The following is a 23060-nucleotide window of genomic DNA, read 5'->3' on the forward strand; positions in this document are numbered from 1 at the left end:
CCGGCGTTCAGATGTGGCGGACTTCAACAATCTCGTACTCGATAACGCCACTCGGCGTTTTGACAGCCACCACGTCACCCTCTTCCTTGGCAATCAAGGCGCGGGCCAGCGGTGAGCCGACGGAGATCTTGCCGAGTTTGAAGTCGGCTTCGTCTTCACCCACGATGTGGTAAACCACGCTTTCGTCGGTTTCGACGTTGGCGATTTCCACGGTGGTGCCAAAAATCACCTTGCCGGTGTGCGGGATGGTCGTGACGTCGATGATCACCGCGTTCTGCATGCGACCTTCGATGTCACGGATCCGCGCCTCGACCATACCCTGCTGCTCGCGAGCAGCGTGGTATTCGGCGTTTTCCTTCAAGTCACCCAGCTCGCGGGCCGTACCGATGTCCTGGCTCAGCTTCGGACGGACGACCTTGGTCAGGTGAGCATGCTCTTCTTCCAGGGCTTTCGCGCCCTGGACGGTCATGGGGTATTTGATCATGCCTTCAATCCTGCGTGTAGATCCTGCAAGCGACGCACGGTCTTCTCCGGACCGAACTTGAGCGCTTCGCAGATGGCTTCGCCAGCAGCAATGGTAGTGGTGCAGTAGATCTTGTGCTGCAGCGCGTTACGACGAATGGAGTACGAGTCAGCGATCGACTGACGGCCTTCGGTCGTGTTGATGATCAGGGTGACTTCGTCATTCTTGATCATGTCGACGACGTGCGGACGACCTTCCGTCACCTTGTTGACCCGGCGCACTTTCAGCCCGGCCGCTTCGATCAGCTTGGCCGTGCCGGCAGTGGCCACCACTTCGAAGCCCAAGTTGATCAGATCACGGGCCACGCCTGCAACCAGTGGCTTGTCGTCATCACGCACGCTGATAAAGGCGGTACCGCCGGTCGGCAGCACTTCGCTGGCACCCATCTGGGCCTTGGCGAAGGCTTCGCCGAAGGTGTCGCCGACGCCCATTACTTCACCGGTGGACTTCATCTCAGGGCCCAGGATCGGGTCCACGCCAGGGAATTTGGCGAAGGGGAACACCGCCTCTTTCACGCTGTAGAAGTTCGGAATGATTTCCTTGGTGAAGTTCAGTTCCTTCAGGGTCTTACCGGCCATCACGCGGGCGGCGATCATGGCCAGGGAGACACCGATGCACTTGGAGACGAACGGCACGGTCCGCGAGGCGCGCGGGTTGACTTCGATGACGTAGATATCTTCGCCTTGCAAGGCCAACTGCACGTTCATCAGGCCGACAACGCCCAATTCCAGGGCCATTTTCTTGACCTGGTCGCGCATCTCGTCCTGGATATGCGCCGGCAGCGAGTACGGCGGCAGCGAGCACGCGGAGTCACCGGAGTGAACGCCGGCCTGCTCGATGTGCTGCATGATCGCGCCGATCACCACGTCGGTGCCGTCGCAGACCGCATCCACGTCCATTTCGATGGCGCAGTTGAGGAAGTGGTCCAGCAGCACCGGGCTGTCGTTGGAGACTTTCACCGCATCACGCAGGTAACGCTTGAGCTCTTCTTCTTCGTAGACGATTTCCATCGCCCGACCGCCCAGTACGTAGGACGGACGCACCACCAGCGGGTAACCGATCTTGCTCGCGGCACGAATCGCTTCGTCTTCGCTGCGCACGGTGGCGTTTGGCGGCTGACGCAGGTTCAGGCGCTCGACCATCTGCTGGAAGCGCTCACGGTCTTCGGCACGGTCGATGGCGTCGGGGCTGGTGCCGATGATCGGCACGCCGGCCGCTTCCAGGGCACGCGCCAGTTTCAACGGGGTCTGGCCGCCGTACTGGACGATCACACCTTTCGGCTTCTCGACACGGACGATTTCCAGCACGTCTTCCAGGGTCACCGGCTCGAAGTACAGGCGATCGGAGGTGTCGTAGTCGGTGGACACGGTTTCCGGGTTGCAGTTGACCATGATGGTCTCGTACCCGTCTTCGCGCAGCGCCAGGGCCGCGTGCACACAGCAGTAGTCGAACTCGATGCCCTGGCCGATACGGTTCGGACCGCCGCCGAGGATCATGATCTTGTCGCGACCCGATGGCGCGGCCTCGCACTCTTCTTCGTACGTCGAGTAGAGGTAGGCGGTGTCGGTGGCGAACTCGGCCGCGCAGGTGTCGACGCGCTTGTAGACCGGGAACACTTCCAGCTTGTGGCGGTGGGTCCGCAGGTTTTTCTCGGTGACGCCCAGCAGCTTGGCCAGACGCATGTCGGAGAAGCCCTTGCGCTTGAGGCGGAACATCAGGTCGCGGTCGATGGCCGACAGACCCAGGGTCTTGACCTTCTCTTCGTCCTTGATCAGATCTTCGATCTGCACCAGGAACCACGGATCGATCATGTTCATGCCGAAGATTTCTTCGACGGTCATGCCAGCGCGGAAGGCATCGGCCACGTACCAGATACGCTCGGCGCCCGGCACGGTCAGCTCGCGCTTGAGCACGTTCATGCTTTCCGGGTTGCTCAGGTCGAGCTTCTCGTCCAGGCCACAAACGCCCACTTCCAGGCCGCGCAGGGCTTTCTGCAGGGATTCCTGGAAGGTCCGGCCGATGGCCATGACTTCACCGACCGACTTCATCTGGGTGGTCAGGCGGGCGTCGGCTTTCGGGAACTTCTCGAAGGCGAAGCGCGGCAGCTTGGTCACGACGTAGTCGATGGACGGTTCGAAGGACGCCGGAGTCTTGCCGCCGGTGATGTCGTTCGACAGCTCGTCCAGGGTGTAACCCACGGCCAGCTTGGCCGCGACCTTGGCGATCGGGAAGCCGGTGGCTTTCGAAGCCAGGGCCGAGGAACGCGATACCCGCGGGTTCATTTCGATCACGACCATGCGGCCGGTGTTCGGGCAGATGCCGAACTGAACGTTGGAACCACCGGTTTCCACGCCGATCTCGCGCAGTACCGCCAGGGAGGCGTTACGCAGGATCTGGTATTCCTTGTCGGTCAGGGTCTGTGCCGGCGCAACGGTGATCGAGTCACCGGTGTGCACGCCCATCGGGTCGAAGTTCTCGATGGAGCAGACGATGATGCAGTTGTCCTTTTTGTCGCGGACCACCTCCATCTCGTACTCTTTCCAGCCGATCAGCGATTCGTCGATCAGCAGTTCCTTGGTCGGCGACAGGTCCAGGCCACGGGCGCAGATTTCTTCGAACTCTTCACGGTTGTAGGCGATACCGCCACCGGTGCCGCCCATGGTGAAGGACGGACGGATGATGCACGGGAAGCCGAGCTTCTCGAGGACCGCATTGGCCTCTTCCATGCTGTGGGCGATACCGGAACGCGGGCAGTCCAGGCCGATGGATTTCATCGCCTTGTCGAAACGCGAACGGTCTTCGGCCTTGTCGATGGTGTCGGCGTTGGCACCGATCATTTCCACGCCGAACTTCTCGAGCACGCCTTCGCGCTCCAGGTCCAGGGCGCAGTTCAGGGCGGTCTGGCCACCCATGGTCGGCAGCAGGGCGTCCGGACGCTCCTTCTCGATGATCTTGGCCACGGTCTGCCACTTGATCGGTTCGATGTAGGTGGCGTCGGCCATGGCCGGGTCGGTCATGATGGTGGCCGGGTTCGAGTTCACCAGGATGACGCGGTAACCCTCTTCGCGCAGGGCCTTGCAGGCCTGGGCGCCGGAGTAGTCGAATTCGCAGGCCTGGCCGATCACGATCGGGCCGGCACCGAGAATCAGGATGCTTTTTATGTCTGTACGTTTTGGCATGGGTTTGTCACTCAAATCCGCAGGTCAGTCGGCAAGCCGTTGAACAATCCTAGAAGAGACCCGGGGGGCCGCCGCGTTGCGGGGCCGCCCCGGGTATTCAGGCGATCAACGGCGCTTGGCCATCTCATTGATGAAGCGATCGAACAGCGGTGCAACGTCGTTCGGGCCCGGGCTGGCTTCAGGGTGACCCTGGAAGCTGAACGCGCTCTTGTCGGTGCGCTCGATGCCTTGCAGGGAACCGTCGAACAGCGACTTGTGAATCGCCCGGACATTGGCCGGCAGGGTCGCTTCATCCACGGCAAAACCGTGGTTCTGGCTGGTGATCATGACAACGCCGGTGTCCAGGTCCTGGACCGGGTGGTTGGCACCGTGATGGCCGTGACCCATTTTCAGGGTCTTGGCGCCGGAGGCCAGGGCCAGCAGTTGGTGACCCAGGCAGATACCGAACACCGGGATCTCGGTTTCCAGCACATCCTTGATCGCCTGGATAGCGTAGTCGCATGGCTCGGGATCGCCCGGGCCGTTGGACAGGAACACGCCGTCCGGCTGCAGGGCCAGGACGTCGCTGGCCGGGGTTTGCGCCGGCACGACCGTCACACGGCAGCCGCGCTCGACCAGCATGCGCAGGATGTTGTACTTGATACCGTAGTCGTAGGCCACGACATGGTAAGGCAGCTCGGAGGCTTCGATGGTCGCGTGGCTGTCGGTCTTCAAGTCCCAGACCGTCGAGCGCCACTCGTACTGCTCGGTGGTGCTGACGACTTTCGCCAGGTCCATGCCCTTCAGGCCTGGGAAGCCTTGTGCCGCGGCAATTGCCGCGGCTTCGGAAATATTGTCGCCGGCCATGATGCAGCCGTTCTGCGAGCCTTTTTCCCGCAGGATGCGGGTCAGGCGGCGGGTGTCGATGCCGGCGATGGCCACCACGTTGTTGGCCTTCAGGTAATCGGACAGCGACATCGTGTTACGCCAGTTGCTCGCTACCAGCGGCAGGTCGCGAATGACCAGGCCGGCGGACCAGACACGATCGGACTCGACATCTTCCGGCGTGGTGCCGGTGTTGCCGATGTGCGGGTAGGTCAGGGTAACGATTTGCTGGGCATAGGAAGGATCGGTAAGGATTTCCTGATAGCCGGTCATGGCGGTGTTGAACACCACCTCACCAACGGTCTGACCGTCGGCTCCAATGGCTTCGCCGCGAAAAATGCTGCCATCAGCAAGGGCGAGTATGGCTGGCTTAGTCAAGAAGACCTCCCGTAAATAAAGCCTGAAAGGGCGATCGCAGGTTGTAAAAAAGCGGAATGACGTATGGACACGTCACCCCGCTCGTTCACTGAATTATTCTGCGCGCTTTTAGTGGACACACTAAAGCTGTAGCTTACAGAAAAAGGCTTTTTTAATCCACCGCTAATGAGCCGAAAAGGCCAGGGAATGCGACAGGGCGTCGCTTTGCGGTGCGAAACAGGGCGGGCAGACCTCGCAAACCCTGCTCCCGGGACATCAATCAGTGCAGTTCGAGCACATCCTGCATATCGTACAGGCCTGGCGCCTTGCCATCCAGCCACAATGCCGCACGCACCGCGCCCTTGGCGAAGGTCATGCGACTCGAAGCCTTGTGGGTGATCTCCAGGCGCTCACCTTCGGTGGCAAACAGCACGGTGTGATCACCGACCACATCACCGCCGCGCACCGTGGCAAAACCGATGGTGTCATGTGCCCGCGCACCGACATGACCTTCGCGACCATAGACCGCGACCTTCTGCAGATCACGGCCCAGGGCATCGGCAATCACCTCGCCCATGCGCATGGCCGTTCCCGAAGGCGAATCGACCTTGTGCCGATGATGCGTCTCGATAATCTCGATATCCGCTTCATCACCCATCACCCGAGCAGTCAGCGCGAGCAACTTCAGCGACAGATTGACCCCGACACTGAAATTGGCGGCGAAGACGATGGGAATATCCTTGCCCGCCTCCACCAGCAACTGCTTCTGCTCGGCGCTCAGGCCGGTGGTACCGATCACCATGGCCTTGCCCGCCTGGCGACAGAACGCCAGGTTTTTCAGCATCACTTCCGGCAGCGTGAAGTCGATCAACACATCGAACCCATCCGCCAGCGCATCCAACCCCTCGGACAACGGCACGCCGATACGCCCCAACGAAGCCAACTCGCCGGCATCCGCACCGACCAGCGAACTGCCGGGACGGACGATCGCCGCCGTCAGAGCGGTGAGCGGAGCGCGCTGCTGCACCGCTTCGATCAGGATCTTGCCCATGCGCCCGGCGGCGCCCATCACAGCTATACGTCGCATGCCTCGCTCCTTACAGGTCGCCGAAGAAACGCTTCATGCCTTCGAACCAACCGCTGGCCTTGGGCGAATGAGAGCTGTCACCGTCCAGGGAGGAGCGGAACTCTTCGAGCAACTCACGCTGGCGACGGCTCAGGTTCACCGGGGTCTCGACGGCCACACGGCACATCAGGTCACCCGCTCCACCACCACGCACCGGCGCAACGCCCTTGCCGCGCAGACGGAACTGCTTGCCGGTCTGGGTCCCTTCCGGAATCTTCAACTTGACGCGACCGTCCAGGGTCGGCACTTCCAGCTCGCCGCCCAGGGCCGCGTCGACGAAGCTGATCGGCACCTCGCAGAACAGATGCTTGCCGTCGCGCTGGAAAATATCGTGTTCGCGGACATTGATCACGACATACAGATCGCCGGTCGGACCACCCTGGGTACCCGCCTCGCCTTCGCCGGACAGGCGAATACGGTCACCGGTATCGACGCCCGACGGCACTTTCACCGACAGGGTCTTGTACTCTTCCACGCGGCCCTGACCATGGCAGGAATCGCACGGATCGGAAATGATCTTGCCCTGGCCATGGCAACGCGGGCAGGTTTGCTGCACCGAGAAGAAGCCTTGCTGCATGCGCACCTGGCCGATGCCGCCACAGGTCGGGCAAGTGATCGGCGCGGAACCTTTCTTGGCCCCGGAGCCGTCGCACGGCTTGCAGTTGACCAGCGTCGGCACGCGGATATTGACGGTGGTACCGCGTACCGCTTCTTCCAGATTCAGTTCCAGGGTGTAGCGCAGATCACTGCCGCGCTGTGCGCCACCACGGGAACCGCCGCGACCGCCACCAAAGAAATCGCTGAATACATCGCCGAAGATATCGGAGAAATTCTGCCCGCCGAAACCGGCACCGCCGCCCCCCATGCTCGGGTCGACGCCCGCATGGCCGTACTGGTCGTAGGCTGCACGCTTGCTGGAATCGGACAGTACTTCGTAGGCCTCGTTGGCCTCCTTGAACAGCTCTTCCGACGCCTTGTCATCCGGATTACGGTCCGGGTGATGTTTCATCGCGAGGCGGCGGTACGCTTTTTTCAGGTCCGCCTCGCTGGAGCCACGCTCGACCCCCAAAACCTCGTAATAGTCACGCTTTGCCATGATTCTTTGCACTCTTGAGGATGTTCGGGACAACCGACTGGAACAGTCCCGCCCCTACCACCAGCACCCGAACGCTGTCGCATGCTGTAAAAATTCGTCTATTCCAGACACGCCAACGCGGGAGCAAGCTCCCGCGCGGCGACATCCTACCAGTCACCGCTCAAGGGCAGTCAACCGGTTGACCTACAAGTGGTTACTTGTGTTCTTTGACTTCTTCGAACTCAGCGTCGACGACGTCATCCTTGTGGTGCGCTTCTTCCTGAGCAGGTTGTGCACCGGCTTCAGGCTTGGCGCCCTGTTCGGCGTACATCTTCTGGGCCACAGGCGCGGAGACCTTGGACAGTTCCTCGACCTTGGCTTCGATAGCGGCCTTGTCGTCGCCTTTGACAGCGGCTTCCAGGGCAACCACGGCCGCTTCGATCGCGGTTTTCTCTTCGGCGGTCACCTTGTCACCGGCGTCAGCAACCATCTTGCGCGTCGAATGCACCAGGGCATCACCCTGGTTGCGGGCACTGGCCAGCTCTTCGAACTTGCGGTCTTCTTCGGCATTGAGCTCGGCATCACGAATCATCTGCTGGATTTCTTCATCCGACAGGCCGGAGTTGGCCTTGATGGTGATCTTCTGCTCTTTGCCGGTGGCCTTGTCCTTCGCGCCGACGTGCAGGATGCCGTTGGCGTCGATGTCGAAAGTCACTTCGATCTGTGGCACGCCACGTGGCGCTGGTGGAATCTCGGCCAGGTCGAACTTGCCCAGGGACTTGTTCTGCGTGGCTTGCTTACGCTCACCCTGCAGGACGTGGATGGTCACGGCGCCCTGGTTGTCGTCGGCAGTCGAGAACACTTGCGATTTCTTGGTAGGAATCGTGGTGTTTTTCTCGATCAGCGCGGTCATCACGCCACCCATGGTTTCGATACCCAGGGTCAGCGGGCTGACGTCGAGCAGCAGAACGTCTTTCACATCACCGGCCAGAACAGCGCCCTGGATAGCAGCACCCATGGCAACGGCTTCGTCCGGGTTAACGTCTTTACGGGCTTCTTTACCGAAGAAATCGGTGACCAGCTTCTGCACCAGCGGCATGCGGGTCTGACCACCGACCAGGATCACGTCGTTGATCTTGGCGACGTCGATACCGGCGTCTTTCAGCGCGATGCGGCAAGGTTCGATGGTGCGCTGAACCAGGTCTTCCACCAGCGCTTCCAGCTTGGCGCGGGAGATTTTCACGTTCAAGTGCTTGGGACCGGTGGCATCTGCGGTGATGTACGGCAGGTTGACGTCGGTCGACTGAGCCGAGGACAGCTCGATCTTGGCTTTTTCAGCAGCTTCTTTCAGGCGCTGCATGGCCAGCGGGTCACCCTTGAGGTTCATGCCGCTTTCTTTCTTGAACTCGTCGACGAGGTAGTCGATCAAACGAATGTCAAAGTCTTCACCACCGAGGAAGGTGTCACCGTTGGTGGCCAACACTTCGAACTGATGCTCGCCATCGACTTCGGCGATTTCGATCACGGACACGTCGAAGGTACCGCCACCCAGGTCATAAACGATGACGGTGTGGTCGCCCTTGGCCTTGTCCATACCGTAGGCCAGAGCGGCCGCGGTCGGTTCGTTGATGATGCGCTTGACGTCCAGACCGGCGATACGACCGGCGTCCTTGGTGGCCTGGCGCTGGCTGTCGTTGAAGTAGGCCGGAACGGTGATGACCGCTTCAGTCACAGTCTCGCCGAGGTAGTCTTCGGCGGTTTTCTTCATCTTCTTCAGGATTTCAGCCGAGATCTGTGGCGGCGCCATTTTCTGGCCGTTCACTTCAACCCAAGCGTCGCCGTTGTCAGCCTTGGCGATTTTGTAAGGGACCATCTTGATGTCTTTCTGAACGACTTCTTCGTCGAACTTGCGACCGATCAGACGCTTCACCGCGTACAGGGTGTTATGCGGATTGGTCACCGCCTGGCGCTTGGCCGACTGGCCAACCAGGATTTCGCCATCGTTGGCGTAGGCAATGATCGACGGCGTGGTGCGTGCACCCTCGGCGTTTTCGATCACTTTGGCCTTGCCGTTTTCAAGAATGGAGACGCAGGAGTTGGTAGTCCCCAGGTCGATACCGATAATTTTGCCCATTTCACTCTCCCGAAACTTTGATTTTTTTTACCGCAGCGGTTATGGCCAACTGTGGTAGCACTTAAACGCTTGACTTGTAGATGGGGGGCCTTGCAGCCGATTTCAAGCCTGCTCGTCGATCGTCGGCGAAACCGGCGCCACCGCCTTGCTGACCACAACCATCGCCGGGCGCAGCAGGCGACCGTGCAGTTGATAGCCTTTCTGGAACACCTTCAGCACGCTGTTGGGCTCGACCTCGGCGCTTTCCTGCATGGCCATGGCCTGGTGCAGGGAGGCGTTGAAGGGTTCGCCGTGGGGGTCGATGGCTTCCAGCTGATAACGCTTGAGGGTGTCCTGGAACATCTTCAGGGTCAGCTCGATGCCTTCGCGCATCGGCCGGATGTTTTCATCGTCCGGGTTGGACAGGTCCAGGCCGCGCTCCAGGCTGTCGATGATCGGCAGCAGGTCGCCGGCAAACTTCTCCAGGGCGAATTTGTGCGCTTTTTCCACATCCTGCTCGGCACGCCGGCGGATGTTCTGCAGGTCGGCCGCGACACGCAACCCTTGATCCTGCGCCGCTGCCAGTTGCTCTTCGAGCACCTGGACGCGGGTAGCCAGATCGTCGCCCTGAGCCTGTGCGGCCGAGCCGGCTTCCTGATTTTGCGAATCCAGAGTCTGTTCGTCAGCCATAAAAAACCTCCTTTCAATATCGTCTGCGAGCTCGACTCGCGCTTCTGCCCCGATATATGGGGTCGCAATTTCCAGGTTCAAGGGCCGCCAGCGCGGCAATCGCACCCCGGTCCATCCGCGCGCGATTACAGATCGCGCTAAGAAACCCCGACATTCAAGCCAATCGAACTAAGGGCAAGCATTGTCAGCGCAAATCAAAACACTGTATAAATAACCAGACCTAAAGCCTGGGAGCGGCCTTCATGCTGGTGCACCTGTCCGTACATAACTACGCAATCGTCGAACATCTCGATCTGGAACTGGATCGCGGGATGAGCGTAATCACTGGCGAAACCGGCGCCGGCAAGTCGATCATGCTCGACGCCCTCGGGCTGACCCTGGGCGATCGCGCCGACAGCGGCGTGGTCCGCCCCGGCGCGGACAAGGCCGATATCCTCGCCACCTTCGACCTCGAAGACATACCCGAGGCCCGGGCCTGGCTCGCCGAACGCGACCTCGACAACGACGGTCCGTGCATCCTGCGCCGGGTCATTACCGCCGAAGGTCGCTCGCGCGGCTATATCAACGGTTCGCCCTGCCCCCAGGGCGACCTCAAGGCCCTCGGCGAACTGCTGATCGACATCCACAGCCAGCACGAACACCAGTCCCTGCTGAAAACCGACACCCATCGCCGACTGCTCGACGAATACGCCGGCGCCACCGACCTCGCCCGCCAGGTACAGCTTGCCGCCCAGCGCTGGCGCCAGACCCGCCAGGAACTGGAGCGCCTCTCCAATTCCGGCGACGAACAGCGCGCCCGCCACCAACTGCTCAGCTACCAGCTCGAAGAACTCGAGAACCTCGGCCTGGGGGAAAACGAGCTGGGGGACCTGGAGCAGGAACACAAGAACCTGACCAACGCCGAAACCCTGCTCGGCATCTGCCGCCAAGTGGTGGAACAGTGCAGCGAAAGCGACTCGGGCAATGTGCTCAATGCCCTGACCGCGAGCCTCAATCGCCTGTCCAGCGTCAGCAACGGCTCCGGCTCACTGGGCGAAGCCACCAACCTGCTGGCCAGCGCGCAGATCCAGGTCGAGGAAGCCGTCGGCGAACTGAACCGCTTCCTCGATCACTTCGACGCCGACCCGGCCCGGTTGCAACAGCTGGAGGAGCGCCTGGACGCGATCTACACCCTGGCGCGCAAGCACCGCATCCAGCCAACGGAGGTAGCGACCCTCCAGCAAAAGCTGCTGGATGAAATCGAAACCCTCAATGCCAATGACGAAGCCATCGAGCGCCTCACCGAAGAACTCGCGGCTTATGCCCGACACTATCAGGAACGGGCACGGGAACTTAGTGATCTACGTCATCAAGCGGCGACTGGCCTCGCCAATGCCGTGGAACAGGAAATCCAGCGCCTGGGCATGCCCGGAGGGCGCTTCAGCATCGAACTGCACGCCAACACCAGCAACGAACCGCTGCCTTATGGCCTTGAACTGGTCGAATTGCTGGTCAGCGCCAACCCCGGTCAGCCGCTCAAGGCCCTGGCCAAGGTGGCCTCGGGGGGCGAGCTGTCACGGATCAGCCTGGCGATCCAGGTCATCACCGCACAGACCTCGCGCATCCCGACCCTGGTGTTCGACGAAGTGGACGTGGGTATCGGCGGCCCGACCGCCGAGATCGTCGGTCAACTGCTGCGTCGCCTCGGCGAGCGCGGGCAGGTACTGACCGTCACGCACCTGCCGCAAGTAGCGGCGCAAGGGCACCACCATCTATTTGTGCACAAGATGCGTGGCAGCGATGCCACCCGTACGGCAGTCTCGAAACTGAGCAAGGCTGAACGGATCGAAGAAGTCGCGCGCATGCTCGGGGGCATCGACCTGACCAAGGAGTCCCTGGCCCACGCGAAAAAGATGGTGATCACGGCCAAAGCCTGAGTCCGGATATCGACACCCGGAAAAATCCGGCAACAAAAAACACAAAGGCGACCCTAGGGTCGCCTTTGTTCGCTTCGCGAACCGGTATCCGCGACAGACTTATTTTTTCTTTTTACGTACGTACAGCACCAGATTGTGGTCCACCAGCTCGAAATCGTGCTCTTCGGCGATAGCCTTCTGCAGCTTCTCGATTTCCGGGCTGGTGAATTCGATCACCTCACTGGTATCCACGTTGACCATATGATCGTGGTGCCCGCCGTCCGCCAGCTCGAAGACCGCATGGCCGCCATCGAAATTGTGGCGAACCACCAACCCGGCCGCTTCGAACTGGGTCAGTACACGGTAGACCGTTGCCAGGCCAACATCCTCGCCCGCTTCCATCAGCGCCTTGTAGACATCCTCGGCGCTCATGTGACGCTGCTCGGCGGAATCAAGCATTTGCAGAATCTTGACCCGTGGCAGAGTCACTTTTAAGCCGGCTTTACGTAGTTCGCTATTTTCAACCATGGTCAGCTTTCTCGCGATGCTGCTTCGCAGCTTCTCTTAATACGGGTATGATCGGGGTTTACGTTGTCCCAGCCAAGATAGTGGAAGTCGCCCACCGATGCAAAACACCAAGCTGTTGCTAACCAGTTTTACCTTAGTGGGACTGCTCGCACTCGCCGGTTGTTCATTCCCCGGGGTTTACAAAATCGACATCCAACAGGGCAATGTCGTCACGCAGGACATGATAGACCAGTTGCGCCCGGGAATGACCCGCAAGCAAGTAAGGTTTATCATGGGCAACCCTCTGTTGGTCGACACATTCCACCCCAATCGCTGGGATTACCTGTATAGCCTGCAGCCCGGCGGCGGTGAACGCCAACAGGAGCGTGTCAGCCTGATCTTCAATGCCAATGATCAACTCGCCAGCCTGTCCGGCGACTTCAAGCCCGGCGTAAGCCGTGACGAAGCGATCCTGGGCAAGGACGGCACACAAGTGAACGCTCCGGCGCAGAATGCCGAGAAGCCGCAACCTGAGAAGCCGGTCAAGCCGGGTTCGCTGCTGGACCAGATCCAGAAGGATGTCGACGGCGTAAAAGCCGTACCGGTTCCGACGCCGCAACCGCTGGACACCACGCCGCAGTAAAACGGCGGTACAAAAAAAAGCCCGGCATGTCCGGGCTTTTTTTTGGCTACAGGTTTTGCGCCTTGGCCTTGGCCGCTTTTTCCGCACGCAGGCGCCGGACTTCCTTGGGATCGGCCAGCAAGGGACGATAGATTTCGATGCGATCGCCCTCCTCCACCGTGCGGCTATCGGCATCGGCGATCGCCTTGCCGAAAATCCCCAGCGGACAGCTTGCTATATCCAGCCCGGGAAACTGCTCGGCGATCCCAGACAGGCGCACCGCCGCCCGCAACGTCGTTCCCGCCGGCACTGAAACCGCCTGCAGGCACTGACGCCCGATATCGGCGTAAACCACCTCTATCGCGATCATGGGCTCAACCATGGAGTTGCTTGGCCCGCTGACAGAAGGCATCCACCAGGGTATTGGCCGCCTGATTGAACAGCGGCCCCAGGGTTGCCCGCACGAGGGGCCCGGCGTAATCGAAGGTCATGTCCAGGCTGATCTTGCAGGCTTTCTCCCCCAGGGGCTTGAACACCCAGACACCGTGCAACTGAGTGAACGGCCCCTCTTCCAGGTTCATTTCAATCGAGTGCCCCGGCAGCAGCGTATTGCGGGTGACGAAATGCTGGCTCAAGCCCGCCTTGGCTACCCCCAGCGTGGCACGCATGTGCACCTCCGAGCTTTCCAGCACCTGGGCCGTCGAACACCACGGCAGGAACTCCGGGTAACGCGCCACGTCGTTCACCAGGTCATAAAGCGCCTGTGCCGGGTAAGGCAGCAAGGCCGAACGTTGAATATGGGTCGTCATGTCAGCGTTGATTCCACAGCTGGGCGGCAAACAAAAGTGCGCGCATTGTCCGGGATTCATCCTACGCGCTCAAGCACGCAGCTTCACCGTAGCCGAGTGACGCGCAACTCCCTATAATGCCGCCCCTATGGCTAAACAGAAGAAGCACCCCACAGGGACCATCGCGCAAAATAAAAAGGCGCGCCACGATTACTTCGTCGAACAACGGTTCGAGGCTGGTCTGGTCCTGGCCGGCTGGGAAGTAAAGAGTCTGCGTGCAGGCAAGGCACAACTGGTCGACAGTTATGTGCTGCTCAAGAACGGTGAGGCCTGGCTGTTTGGCAGCCACTTCACGCCGTTGACGACCGCCAGCACCCACGTCATTGCCGACCCGACGCGCACGCGCAAGCTGCTGCTCAACCAGCGCGAGCTGGAAAAGATCCATGCGGCCGTGCAGCAGAAAGGCCATGCTTGTGTCTGCCTGTCGCTGTATTGGAGCAAGCACCTGGTCAAGTGCGAGATCGCCCTGGGCAAGGGCAAGAAGGAATACGACAAGCGCGATACCGAGCGCGAGCGCGATGCCAATCGGGACTTGCAGCGCGCGGTGCGCAACAAGGGCAAGGAAGATTGAGCCCGTGGCGAGGGGGGCAACCCCTCGCCACGCTTACAACCCCTTGCGCCGCTCCGCCCGCGCCACCCGCTGCACTTCCTGGCGCACTTCCTCCAGCACCTCCTGCACATACAGAATGTGCCGGCTGGATACGGCTCGCGCGTCTTCGGCACGCCCTTCGATAATCGCCAGGTACAGCTCGCGGTGCTGGTTGATCAGCATGTCCCGGGTTTCGCTGCGCTGCTTGTACATGCCGCCAATGTTGGTCACCACATTGCGCTTGAGCAGATCGAACAAGCCGCGGATGGTATGGAGCAACACCGCGTTGTGACTCGCCTCGGCAATCGCCAGGTGAAAACTCGCGTCCGCCGCGCCCTCCTCCGCCCGGCTCACCTCATCCGCCCGCCCATAGCAACTCTGCAGATGCTCAAAGGCTACCCGCAAGCGCTCCCGATCCGCCTCGGTCGCCCGCAATGCCGCGTAATACGCGCAAGACGCCTCCAGGGTATGACGAAACTCCAGCAGGTCACGCTGGGCCTCCGGATTGCTTTCCAGCAGATGCAGCAACGGGTCACTGAAGGTCGAACCCAGCGACTCCACCACATAGTTGCCACCGCCCTGGCGACTGACCAGCAGCCCCTTGGCCACCAGTTTCTGGATTGCCTCGCGCAGCGACGGCCGTGAGACACCGAACTGCTCGGCCAGCGCGCGCTCGGCCGGCAGCCGCTCGCCGGCCTTGAGCGTGCCCTCGAGGATCATCTCCTCCAACCGCTGGACAATATCGTCAGACAAACGGCGCTGACGAACCTGATCAAACCCCATCACTCACTCCTCACCATCCCGAACCCTTGCCGGGACTGCCTATTCTGGCCTATCGAGGCACGACCAGCACCTGCCAGACACGACATAAATCACCTGCTCAGCCCTCTCGCCGACCACCTATCAGACGAAAGTTTCAGGGCGGCAAATTGACACATCCCTAACAAGGCTTTTAACCTAGCGTCCGGCGATTGTAAATTGGTATTACCAATTATCCAAATCCCCATCAGTGCCTGACCAACAACAATTAGGGGCCACCCCACTATGCAAACCTGGCAACAGCTCTACAGCCCTCTCGGCAGCCTCGGCCTGTCCGCTCTCGCGGCCGTGATTCCCATCGTGTTCTTCTTCCTGGCCCTGGCGGTGTTTCGCCTCAAGGGTCATGTGGCGGGCAGCATCACTCTCGCGCTGTCGATCCTGGTGGCGATCTTCGCCTTCAAGATGCCGGTCGACATGGCGCTCGCCGCCGCCGGCTACGGATTTGCCTACGGCCTGTGGCCCATTGCCTGGATCATCGTGGCGGCGGTGTTCCTCTACAAACTGACGGTCAAGAGCGGCCAGTTCGAAATCATCCGCAGTTCGGTGCTGTCGATTACCGATGACCAGCGCCTGCAAGTGCTGCTGATCGGCTTCTGCTTCGGCGCCTTCCTGGAAGGTGCCGCCGGCTTCGGCGCCCCGGTGGCGATCACCGCCGCCCTGCTGGTCGGCCTGGGCTTCAACCCGCTCTATGCCGCCGGCCTGTGCCTGATCGCCAACACCGCACCGGTGGCCTTCGGTGCCCTCGGTATCCCGATCATCGTTGCGGGCCAGGTCACTGGCATCGACGCGTTCAAGATCGGCGCCATGGCCGGTCGCCAACTGCCGCTGCTGTCGTTGTTCGTGCCGTTCTGGCTAGTGTTCATGATGGACGGCCTGCGCGGCGTGCGGGAAACCTGGCCGGCGGCCCTGGTGGCCGGCCTGAGCTTTGCCGTGACCCAGTTCTTCACCTCGAACTTCATCGGCCCGGAACTGCCGGACATCACCTCGGCGCTGGTCAGCCTGGTCTCCCTGACCTTGTTCCTGAAAATCTGGCAACCCAAGCGCACCGCAGGCGCGCAGATCGCCGGCGCCGCCGCGGGCGTGTTGAGCACCGCCAGCGCCGGCGGTTTCGGCCAGCCGCGCAGCAGCCTCGCCTCGCCCTACAGCCTGGGCCAGATCTTCAAGGCCTGGTCGCCGTTCCTGATCCTCACCGTGCTGGTGACGATCTGGACCCTGAAGTCGTTCAAGGCGTTGTTCGCCACTGGCGGCGCGATGTACGGCACGGTGTTCAGCTTTGCCATCCCGCACCTCGACCAACTGGTGATCAAGACCGCGCCGATCGTCGCGGCGCCCACGCCGATTGCAGCGATCTTCAAGCTCGACCCGATCGCGGCCACCGGCACGGCGATTTTCTTCTCCGCCCTGGTGTCGATGCTGATCCTGAAAATCGATATCAAAACTGGTCTGACCACTTTTAAAGAAACCCTGTACGAGCTGCGCTGGCCGATCCTGTCCATCGGCATGGTGCTGGCTTTCGCGTTCGTCACCAACTACTCGGGCATGTCCTCGACCATGGCCCTGGTCCTGGCCGCGACCGGCGCCGCGTTCCCGTTCTTCTCGCCGTTCCTCGGCTGGCTGGGGGTGTTCCTCACCGGTTCCGATACCTCGTCCAACGCCCTGTTCAGCTCCCTGCAGGCCACCACCGGACACCAGATCGGCGTCAGCGACACCCTGCTGGTGGCGGCCAATACCAGCGGCGGCGTAACCGGCAAGATGATCTCCCCGCAATCGATCGCCGTGGCCTGCGCCGCCACCGGCCTGGTGGGCAAGGAGTCGGATCTGTTCCGCTTCACCCTCAAGCACAGCCTGTTCTTCGCCACCATTGTCGGGCTGATCACCCTGGCCCAGGCCTATATCTTTACCGGCATGCTGGTGCACTAAAGTGACAAGGGCCGGGGGCCTGTCGAAGCCCCCGGCAACCGTTCCCTTTCAACCAAGGCTGCGAGCCCCCATGATTATTTCCGCCTCTACCGATTACCGCGCAGCGGCCCAACGCAAACTGCCGCCGTTCCTGTTCCACTATGCCGACGGCGGCGCCTACGCCGAACACACCCTGCGTCATAACGTCGAGGACCTGGCGAACATCGCCCTGCGTCAGCGCGTGCTGAAGAACATGTCCGAGCTGAGCCTGGAAACCCGGCTGTTCAATGAGACCTTGAGCATGCCGGTGGCCCTGGCGCCCGTCGGCCTGACCGGCATGTATGCCCGTCGCGGCGAGGTTCAGGCGGCCCGCGCGGCGGCGGCCAAGGGCATTCCCTTTACGATGTCGACCGTGTCGGTCTGTCCGATCGAGGAAGTGGCCCCGGCCATCAGCCGCCCCATGTGGTTCCAGCTGTACGTACTCAAGGACCGCGGTTTTATGCGCAATGCCCTGGAGCGCGCCAAGGCAGCGGGTGTCACCACCCTGGTCTTTACCGTGGACATGCCGGTGCCGGGCGCCCGCTACCGGGATGCGCATTCCGGGATGAGCGGCCCGAACGCGCCGCTGCGGCGGGTCTGGCAAGCCATGACTCACCCGCAGTGGGCCTGGGACGTGGGCCTGATGGGCAAGCCCCACGACCTCGGCAATATCTCAAAGTATCGCGGTAACCCGACCGGCCTGGGCGACTACATCGGCTGGCTGGGCAACAACTTCGACCCGTCGATTTCCTGGAAGGACCTGGAGTGGATCCGCGAGTTCTGGGAAGGGCCGATGGTCATCAAGGGTATTCTCGATCCGCAGGATGCCAGGGACGCGGTGAAATTCGGTGCCGACGGCATCGTGGTCTCCAACCATGGCGGTCGCCAGCTCGACGGCGTACTGTCCAGCGCCCGCGCCCTGCCGGCCATCGCCGATGCGGTGAAAGGCGACCTGAAGATCCTCGCCGACTCCGGCATCCGCAGCGGTCTGGACGTGGTGCGCATGATCGCCCTGGGCGCCGACACCGTACTGATCGGCCGCGCGTTCCTCTACGCACTCGCCGTCGCCGGTGAAGCGGGCGTGAAGAATCTGCTGGACCTGTTCGAGAAGGAAATGCGCGTGGCCATGGTGCTCACCGGCGCCAAGTCCATCAGCGAGATCAACCGTGATTCGCTGGTTCGTGAACTGGGCGCCTGAACATCGCGCCCAAACGAATCACCGCCTGATTGAACGGGGCACGTCGCGCAACAGACGCCGCGACCCCGTGAGGAGTTTGCATGAGCCTGCCCCACCCGTTCCTCCACGCGGTCGAACGCCTGATCCCCCGCGAGCGCCGTTTCGACGACCCGCTCTCGACCCTGGCCTTCGGCACCGACGCCAGCTTCTATCGACTGATCCCCAAGCTGGTGATCCGCGTCGAGTCCGAAGATGAAGTGGTGGCCCTGCTCAAACTGGCGAGCCGCGACCAGGTTCCGGTGACCTTCCGCGCGGCCGGCACCAGCCTGTCGGGCCAGGCCATCAGCGACTCGGTGCTGATCGTACTGGGCGACCACTGGAACGGTCGGGAGATTCGCGATCAAGGTGCGCGGATCCGCCTGCAACCCGGGGTTATTGGCGCCCAGGCCAATGCCTGGCTGGCACCGTTCGGGCGCAAGATCGGCCCGGACCCGGCCTCGATCAACGCCTGCAAGATCGGCGGCATCGTCGCCAACAATGCCAGCGGCATGTGCTGCGGCACCGCACAGAACACCTATCACACCCTGGCCGGGATGCGCCTGATCCTCGCCGACGGTAGTCGTCTGGATACCGAGGATGCGGCCAGCGTCGCGGCCTTTCACCAGAGCCATGGCCCGCTGCTCCATCAGCTTTCGGTACTGGCCCGGGAAACCCGCGCCAACAGCGAACTGGCCGCCAAGATCCGGCACAAGTACCGGCTGAAAAACACCACCGGCCTGTCCCTCAACGCCCTGGTGGATTTCGATGAGCCGCTGGAGATTCTCAGTCATCTGCTGGTGGGCTCCGAAGGCACCCTCGGGTTTATCAGCGCAGTGACCTACGACACGGTGATCGATCACCCGAACAAGGCGTCGGCACTGATCGTCTTCCCCGATGTGGAGACCTGCTGCACCGCCGTCACCGTACTGAAAAGCCAGCCGGTGTCCGCCGTGGAGCTGCTCGATCGCCGCAGCATGCGTTCGGTACAGGACAAACCGGGCATGCCGGCGTTCGTGCGCGAACTGTCCGACGGCGCCTGCGCCCTGCTGATCGAATCCCGTGCCGCGTCCTCGTCGCTGTTGCAGGAACAACTGCGGCAGATCATGACGTCGCTGACGTCCTTCCCGGTGGAAAAACAGGTCGACTTCACCGAAGACCCGACCGAAAACGCCCGGCTCTGGGCGATCCGCAAGGACACCTTTCCTGCCGTCGGTGCCGTGCGCAAGACCGGCACCACGGTGATCATCGAGGACGTGACCTTCCCGGTCGAACAACTGGCCATCGGCGTCAACCGCCTGATCGCCCTGTTCGACAAGCACCACTACGACGAGGCGATCCTGTTCGGCCATGCCCTGGAAGGCAACCTGCACTTCGTCTTTACCCAGGGCTTCAACAGCGCCGCCGAGGTGTCCCGCTACCAGGCATTTATGGACGACGTCGCGCACCTTGTTGCCGTCGAATTCGGCGGCTCGCTCAAGGCCGAGCACGGCACCGGACGCAATATGGCGCCCTTTGTCGAACTGGAATGGGGCCGCGACGCCTACCAGTTGATGTGGGCCATCAAACGCCTGCTCGACCCCCAGGGCATTCTCAACCCGGACGTGGTGCTCAGTGACGATCCGCAGATTCACCTCAAGCACCTCAAACCGTTGCCTGCCGCCGATGAGATCGTCGACAAGTGCATCGAGTGCGGTTTCTGCGAACCGGTCTGCCCGTCGAAGGGCCTGACCTTGAGCCCGCGCCAGCGGATCGTGATGTGGCGGGATATCCAGGCGAAAAAACGCGCCGGGGTGGACACCACGGAACTGGAGGCGGCCTATCAGTACCAGGGCATCGACACCTGCGCCGCGACCGGGCTCTGTGCGCAACGTTGCCCGGTGGGCATCAACACCGGCGAGCTGGTGAAGAAGCTGCGGGGCGAGCACGCCACACACGGAAAAGCCGCCGACTGGCTCGGCACCCATTTCGCCACGGTCTTGCAAGGGGCGCGCTTTACCCTGCATGTCGCCAACGGCGCACGCATGCTGCTCGGGGCACCGCGCCTGGCGAAGCTGTCGTCGGGCCTGACGCGCCTGTCCAAGGGACGTGTACCGCAATGGACCAGCGCCATGCCGCAACCGGAGCGGGCGGTGCGCTTCAGTCCGGCGGTCAGCGACGAGCGACCACGGGTGGTTTATCTGGCCGCCTGCGTCTCGCGGGTGATGGGCCCGGCGGCGGGTGACAAGGAGCAGATGTCGCTGCTGGACAAGACTCGCGGCCTGCTGGAAAAAGCCGGTTACCAGGTGGTGTTCCCGGACAACACCGACCAGCTCTGCTGCGGCCAGCCGTTTGCCTCCAAGGGCTACGTCGAACAGGCCGAGCACAAGCGCCAGGAGTTGATTGGCGCGCTGCTGCACGCCAGCCGTGGCGGCCTCGATCCGATCTATTGCGACACCAGCCCGTGCACCTTGCGTCTGGTGCAGGACCTGGGCGACACCCGCCTCGACCTCTACGATCCAGTGCGCTTCATCCGCACGCATTTAGTGGAGCGGCTGGAATTCACCCCGCAGGACACGCCGATTGCGGTGCACGTGACCTGCAGCACCCAGCACCTGGGCGAGAGCCAGGCACTGATCGACCTGGCGCGACGTTGCAGCCATAACGTGGTGATTCCGGAAGGCATTCACTGCTGTGGTTTTGCCGGCGACAAGGGTTTCACCACCCCGGAGCTCAATGCCCACTCGCTGCGGACCTTGAAGGATGCCGTGCAGTATTGCGAAGAGGGCATCTCCACCAGCCGCACCTGCGAGATCGGCCTGAGCCAGCATGGCGGGATCGACTACCACGGGCTGGTGTACCTGGTGGATCGGGTGACCCGGGCCAGGTCGGCGCACGGATAAAAAAATAGAACCTTGGCAAGCGAGCGCAGTCCACAGATCAAGTCCCGTGAAAAAGGGACTTCTTCTAATCGACAGTCTGCGCTGGTGACCGATGACATCGGATCACTCAGTTCAAGGAGATATACATGAACCGTTCTGTACTGCTTGGCCTGTTCGTCACCGCTTCCGTCCTAGCCGCACCGTCGTTTGCCTCGCCGAAGGATCAGTGCCAGGTCAACCTGCAGACCCTCAGTAACGCCAGAGCCCAGTTGGGATCCAGCCAGCAGGCCAACCTCGACACCAGCGTCCAGCAGGCGAAGGCCGCCGAGGCGCAAAAAACCGAAAAAGGCACTGACGACTGCGTTGCCATCACCGACCGGGCACTTCTGGAAATCCAGAACAGCCAGAAAGGCGGCTAGTAAACCAGCCGTGCGTCGGGATGGCCTTGCGAGCCAGATTGGCGTACACTGCGCAGGCCTGCTGGTTACGTACAGCAGGCACGGGGCCGTTTAGGATTCGACGCCGGTCGCGAAACTCTAGGTGCATGCCGAGTTGGTAACAGAACTCGTAAATCCACTGTTGCAACTACTTATAGTTGCCAATGACGACCATTACGGGGAACAAGCTCTCGCTGCGTAAGCGGCGCTAGCCTTCCTCCTGGCTACTTCGGTGCCAGCAATCATCAGGGGATGTCTGTAAACCCAAAATGATTGTCATATAGAACAGAATCGCCGTGCAGTACGTTGTGGACGAAGCGGCTAAAACTTACACAACTCGCCCAAAGCACCCTGCCCGTCGGGTCGCTGCGGGTTAACTTAATAGACACGGCTACGCATGTAGTACCGACAGCGGAGTACTGGCGGACGGGGGTTCAAATCCCCCCGGCTCCACCAAACGAAGCAAAACGAAGCCCGCCTTGTGCGGGCTTCGTTGCATCTGGGCTCCCTGACTTTTCGAGCCACCCCTGCCGCCACTCGCCCCCCCTTGTAGGAGCAGGGCTTGCCCGCGAAGAGGCCAGCCGCAACAACCCCAATCCCCCTTCCGCACGATCTCTCCCTGCCCCCAAACCAGCCAAAACCCCCGCCCTCTCTGCTCAATTTTTCACACCCTGCAAGACGACTCCCTTTCCCTTGCCTGAAATTTCCTAGAAACTCCCGTTCGCTTGCGCCTGCCAATTCCGCTGACTAGTCTTCGACCCATCACTGCAAATCAGTGATCGGGTTTAGCAGCCCGGAAACCGTTAGGCGCACAGCGCCACCTCTCTAGCCGGCGCTTTTTCATGCCCGGAGTTTTATGGTGGCTGTGCGCAGGGCATCTTCGGGTGCGCCGGTTTCCTAACGTACCGGTCTGCTAACCTGCGTACGGCCGCCACCCATCATTTAGCAGTGATATTGGCGGCTCTCACTTACGTTAGGAGTTACCGCGATGTTCAAGATCACACCCAATCCGCCGGTCTCAATCGACCCAGGCATCATCGACCCGCAAGCCGCTGACCGGGCGTTGGCTCACTACAATTTGCCGGAAGGCAGCACGTTGAAACGTGCAAGCGTCACGGCAGCACGACACCAGATAACTGCCGCTCAAAATCGTGAAGAAGCGCTGGTGAATGCCAGCTCAATTCTGGAATCCGCTGCGGCCACTGCTTATGAAAACGCCGATAACCTCACCGGCGCCAACCGCAAGGTGGGCATGGGTGTGGTTCATCTGATCGAGTTGGCGCTTGGGTTGGTGGACTCGGTGATAGAGGAAGCACCAGAGGGAGCGACAAGCTAACGAGGACTTCCGTACCAGGGGAGGTACGCCTCCCCGTCATTGCCCGACAACAAATAGATCCGTCCCCA

General features: G+C 61.5%; 19 protein-coding genes and 1 other RNA gene. 9 read left to right on the forward strand and 11 right to left on the reverse strand.

Going from position 1 to position 23060, the window contains the following annotated elements; genetic code table 11:
- Positions 1–7: 7 nt before the first annotated feature.
- From greA to grpE, 7 genes are all read right to left on the reverse strand, one after another.
- Positions 8–484, reverse strand: a complete 477-nt coding sequence (gene greA / locus M5C56_RS08580) for a transcription elongation factor GreA (RefSeq protein ID WP_103494936.1) — start codon at positions 482–484, stop codon at positions 8–10.
- Positions 481–3702 (reverse strand): carbamoyl-phosphate synthase large subunit, encoded by a 3222-nt coding sequence (gene carB / locus M5C56_RS08585; RefSeq protein WP_103494937.1) that lies wholly within the window; start codon positions 3700–3702, stop codon positions 481–483. Before carB ends, greA begins: the two co-directional genes overlap by 4 nt.
- Positions 3703–3807: 105 nt before the next feature.
- Positions 3808–4944, reverse strand: a complete 1137-nt coding sequence (gene carA, locus M5C56_RS08590) for a glutamine-hydrolyzing carbamoyl-phosphate synthase small subunit (protein ID WP_103494938.1) — start codon at positions 4942–4944, stop codon at positions 3808–3810.
- A gap of 259 nt (positions 4945–5203) precedes the next feature.
- Positions 5204–6010, reverse strand: a complete 807-nt coding sequence (dapB, locus tag M5C56_RS08595; RefSeq protein ID WP_103494939.1) for a 4-hydroxy-tetrahydrodipicolinate reductase — start codon at positions 6008–6010, stop codon at positions 5204–5206.
- Between the two features lie 10 nt (positions 6011–6020).
- Entirely contained in the window at positions 6021–7145 is a 1125-nt protein-coding gene (gene dnaJ / locus M5C56_RS08600) for a molecular chaperone DnaJ (protein WP_103494940.1), read from the reverse strand.
- A gap of 193 nt (positions 7146–7338) precedes the next feature.
- Entirely contained in the window at positions 7339–9258 is a 1920-nt protein-coding gene (gene dnaK / locus M5C56_RS08605; RefSeq protein WP_103494941.1) for a molecular chaperone DnaK, read from the reverse strand.
- Between the two features lie 102 nt (positions 9259–9360).
- Positions 9361–9927: a nucleotide exchange factor GrpE gene (gene grpE, locus M5C56_RS08610; RefSeq protein WP_103494942.1), complete on the reverse strand. Its 567-nt coding sequence runs from the start codon at positions 9925–9927 to the stop codon at positions 9361–9363.
- A gap of 242 nt (positions 9928–10169) precedes the next feature.
- On the opposite strand from grpE, the gene recN reads away from it, so the two are divergent.
- The gene (recN, locus tag M5C56_RS08615) at positions 10170–11843 is read left to right on the forward strand and encodes a DNA repair protein RecN (RefSeq protein ID WP_103494943.1); all 1674 of its coding nucleotides are present in this window, start codon (positions 10170–10172) and stop codon (positions 11841–11843) included.
- A 99-nt stretch (positions 11844–11942) separates the two neighbouring features.
- On the opposite strand, the gene fur is transcribed toward recN, so the two are convergent.
- Positions 11943–12350 carry a ferric iron uptake transcriptional regulator gene (gene fur / locus M5C56_RS08620; RefSeq protein WP_103494944.1) on the reverse strand — a complete coding sequence of 136 codons (408 nt, stop codon included), beginning with the start codon at positions 12348–12350 and terminating at the stop codon, positions 11943–11945.
- A gap of 97 nt (positions 12351–12447) precedes the next feature.
- On the opposite strand from fur, the gene M5C56_RS08625 reads away from it, so the two are divergent.
- Positions 12448–12972 carry an outer membrane protein assembly factor BamE gene (locus tag M5C56_RS08625; protein WP_103494945.1) on the forward strand — a complete coding sequence of 175 codons (525 nt, stop codon included), beginning with the start codon at positions 12448–12450 and terminating at the stop codon, positions 12970–12972.
- Between the two features lie 46 nt (positions 12973–13018).
- Here M5C56_RS08625 and M5C56_RS08630 read toward each other — a convergent pair whose 3' ends face one another.
- Together M5C56_RS08630 and M5C56_RS08635 are read right to left on the reverse strand one after the other, a co-directional pair.
- Positions 13019–13333, reverse strand: a complete 315-nt coding sequence (locus tag M5C56_RS08630) for an RnfH family protein (RefSeq protein WP_103494946.1) — start codon at positions 13331–13333, stop codon at positions 13019–13021.
- The gene (locus M5C56_RS08635) at positions 13326–13760 is read right to left on the reverse strand and encodes a type II toxin-antitoxin system RatA family toxin (RefSeq protein ID WP_103494947.1); all 435 of its coding nucleotides are present in this window, start codon (positions 13758–13760) and stop codon (positions 13326–13328) included. Before M5C56_RS08635 ends, M5C56_RS08630 begins: the two co-directional genes overlap by 8 nt.
- Positions 13761–13887: 127 nt before the next feature.
- Between M5C56_RS08635 and smpB the strand changes: the two genes are divergently transcribed.
- Positions 13888–14370 (forward strand): SsrA-binding protein SmpB, encoded by a 483-nt coding sequence (smpB, locus tag M5C56_RS08640; RefSeq protein WP_100939616.1) that lies wholly within the window; start codon positions 13888–13890, stop codon positions 14368–14370.
- A 33-nt stretch (positions 14371–14403) separates the two neighbouring features.
- On the opposite strand, the gene M5C56_RS08645 is transcribed toward smpB, so the two are convergent.
- The gene (locus M5C56_RS08645) at positions 14404–15171 is read right to left on the reverse strand and encodes a GntR family transcriptional regulator (protein ID WP_103494948.1); all 768 of its coding nucleotides are present in this window, start codon (positions 15169–15171) and stop codon (positions 14404–14406) included.
- Positions 15172–15432: 261 nt separating this feature from the next.
- Here M5C56_RS08645 and M5C56_RS08650 point away from each other — a divergent pair, with 261 nt between their 5' ends.
- From M5C56_RS08650 to M5C56_RS08675, 6 genes are all read left to right on the forward strand, one after another.
- A complete protein-coding gene (locus M5C56_RS08650) occupies positions 15433–17127 on the forward strand; it encodes a lactate permease LctP family transporter (RefSeq protein WP_103494949.1) in 1695 nt (564 codons plus the stop codon).
- Positions 17128–17197: 70 nt separating this feature from the next.
- Positions 17198–18343 (forward strand): FMN-dependent L-lactate dehydrogenase LldD, encoded by a 1146-nt coding sequence (gene lldD, locus M5C56_RS08655; protein WP_103494950.1) that lies wholly within the window; start codon positions 17198–17200, stop codon positions 18341–18343.
- An 80-nt stretch (positions 18344–18423) separates the two neighbouring features.
- Positions 18424–21240: an FAD-binding and (Fe-S)-binding domain-containing protein gene (locus M5C56_RS08660; RefSeq protein WP_103494951.1), complete on the forward strand. Its 2817-nt coding sequence runs from the start codon at positions 18424–18426 to the stop codon at positions 21238–21240.
- 125 nt (positions 21241–21365) lie between these two features.
- Positions 21366–21638 carry a hypothetical protein gene (locus M5C56_RS08665; RefSeq protein ID WP_103494952.1) on the forward strand — a complete coding sequence of 91 codons (273 nt, stop codon included), beginning with the start codon at positions 21366–21368 and terminating at the stop codon, positions 21636–21638.
- An 82-nt stretch (positions 21639–21720) separates the two neighbouring features.
- Positions 21721–22112, forward strand: a transfer-messenger RNA (tmRNA) gene (gene ssrA / locus M5C56_RS08670).
- Positions 22113–22644: 532 nt separating this feature from the next.
- Positions 22645–22992 carry a hypothetical protein gene (locus M5C56_RS08675; protein ID WP_103496167.1) on the forward strand — a complete coding sequence of 116 codons (348 nt, stop codon included), beginning with the start codon at positions 22645–22647 and terminating at the stop codon, positions 22990–22992.
- Positions 22993–23060 lie beyond the last annotated feature (68 nt).

The organism is Pseudomonas sp. MWU13-2862 (assembly GCF_023242495.1).
In the GTDB taxonomy this organism is placed as follows: domain Bacteria; phylum Pseudomonadota; class Gammaproteobacteria; order Pseudomonadales; family Pseudomonadaceae; genus Aquipseudomonas; species Aquipseudomonas gingeri_D.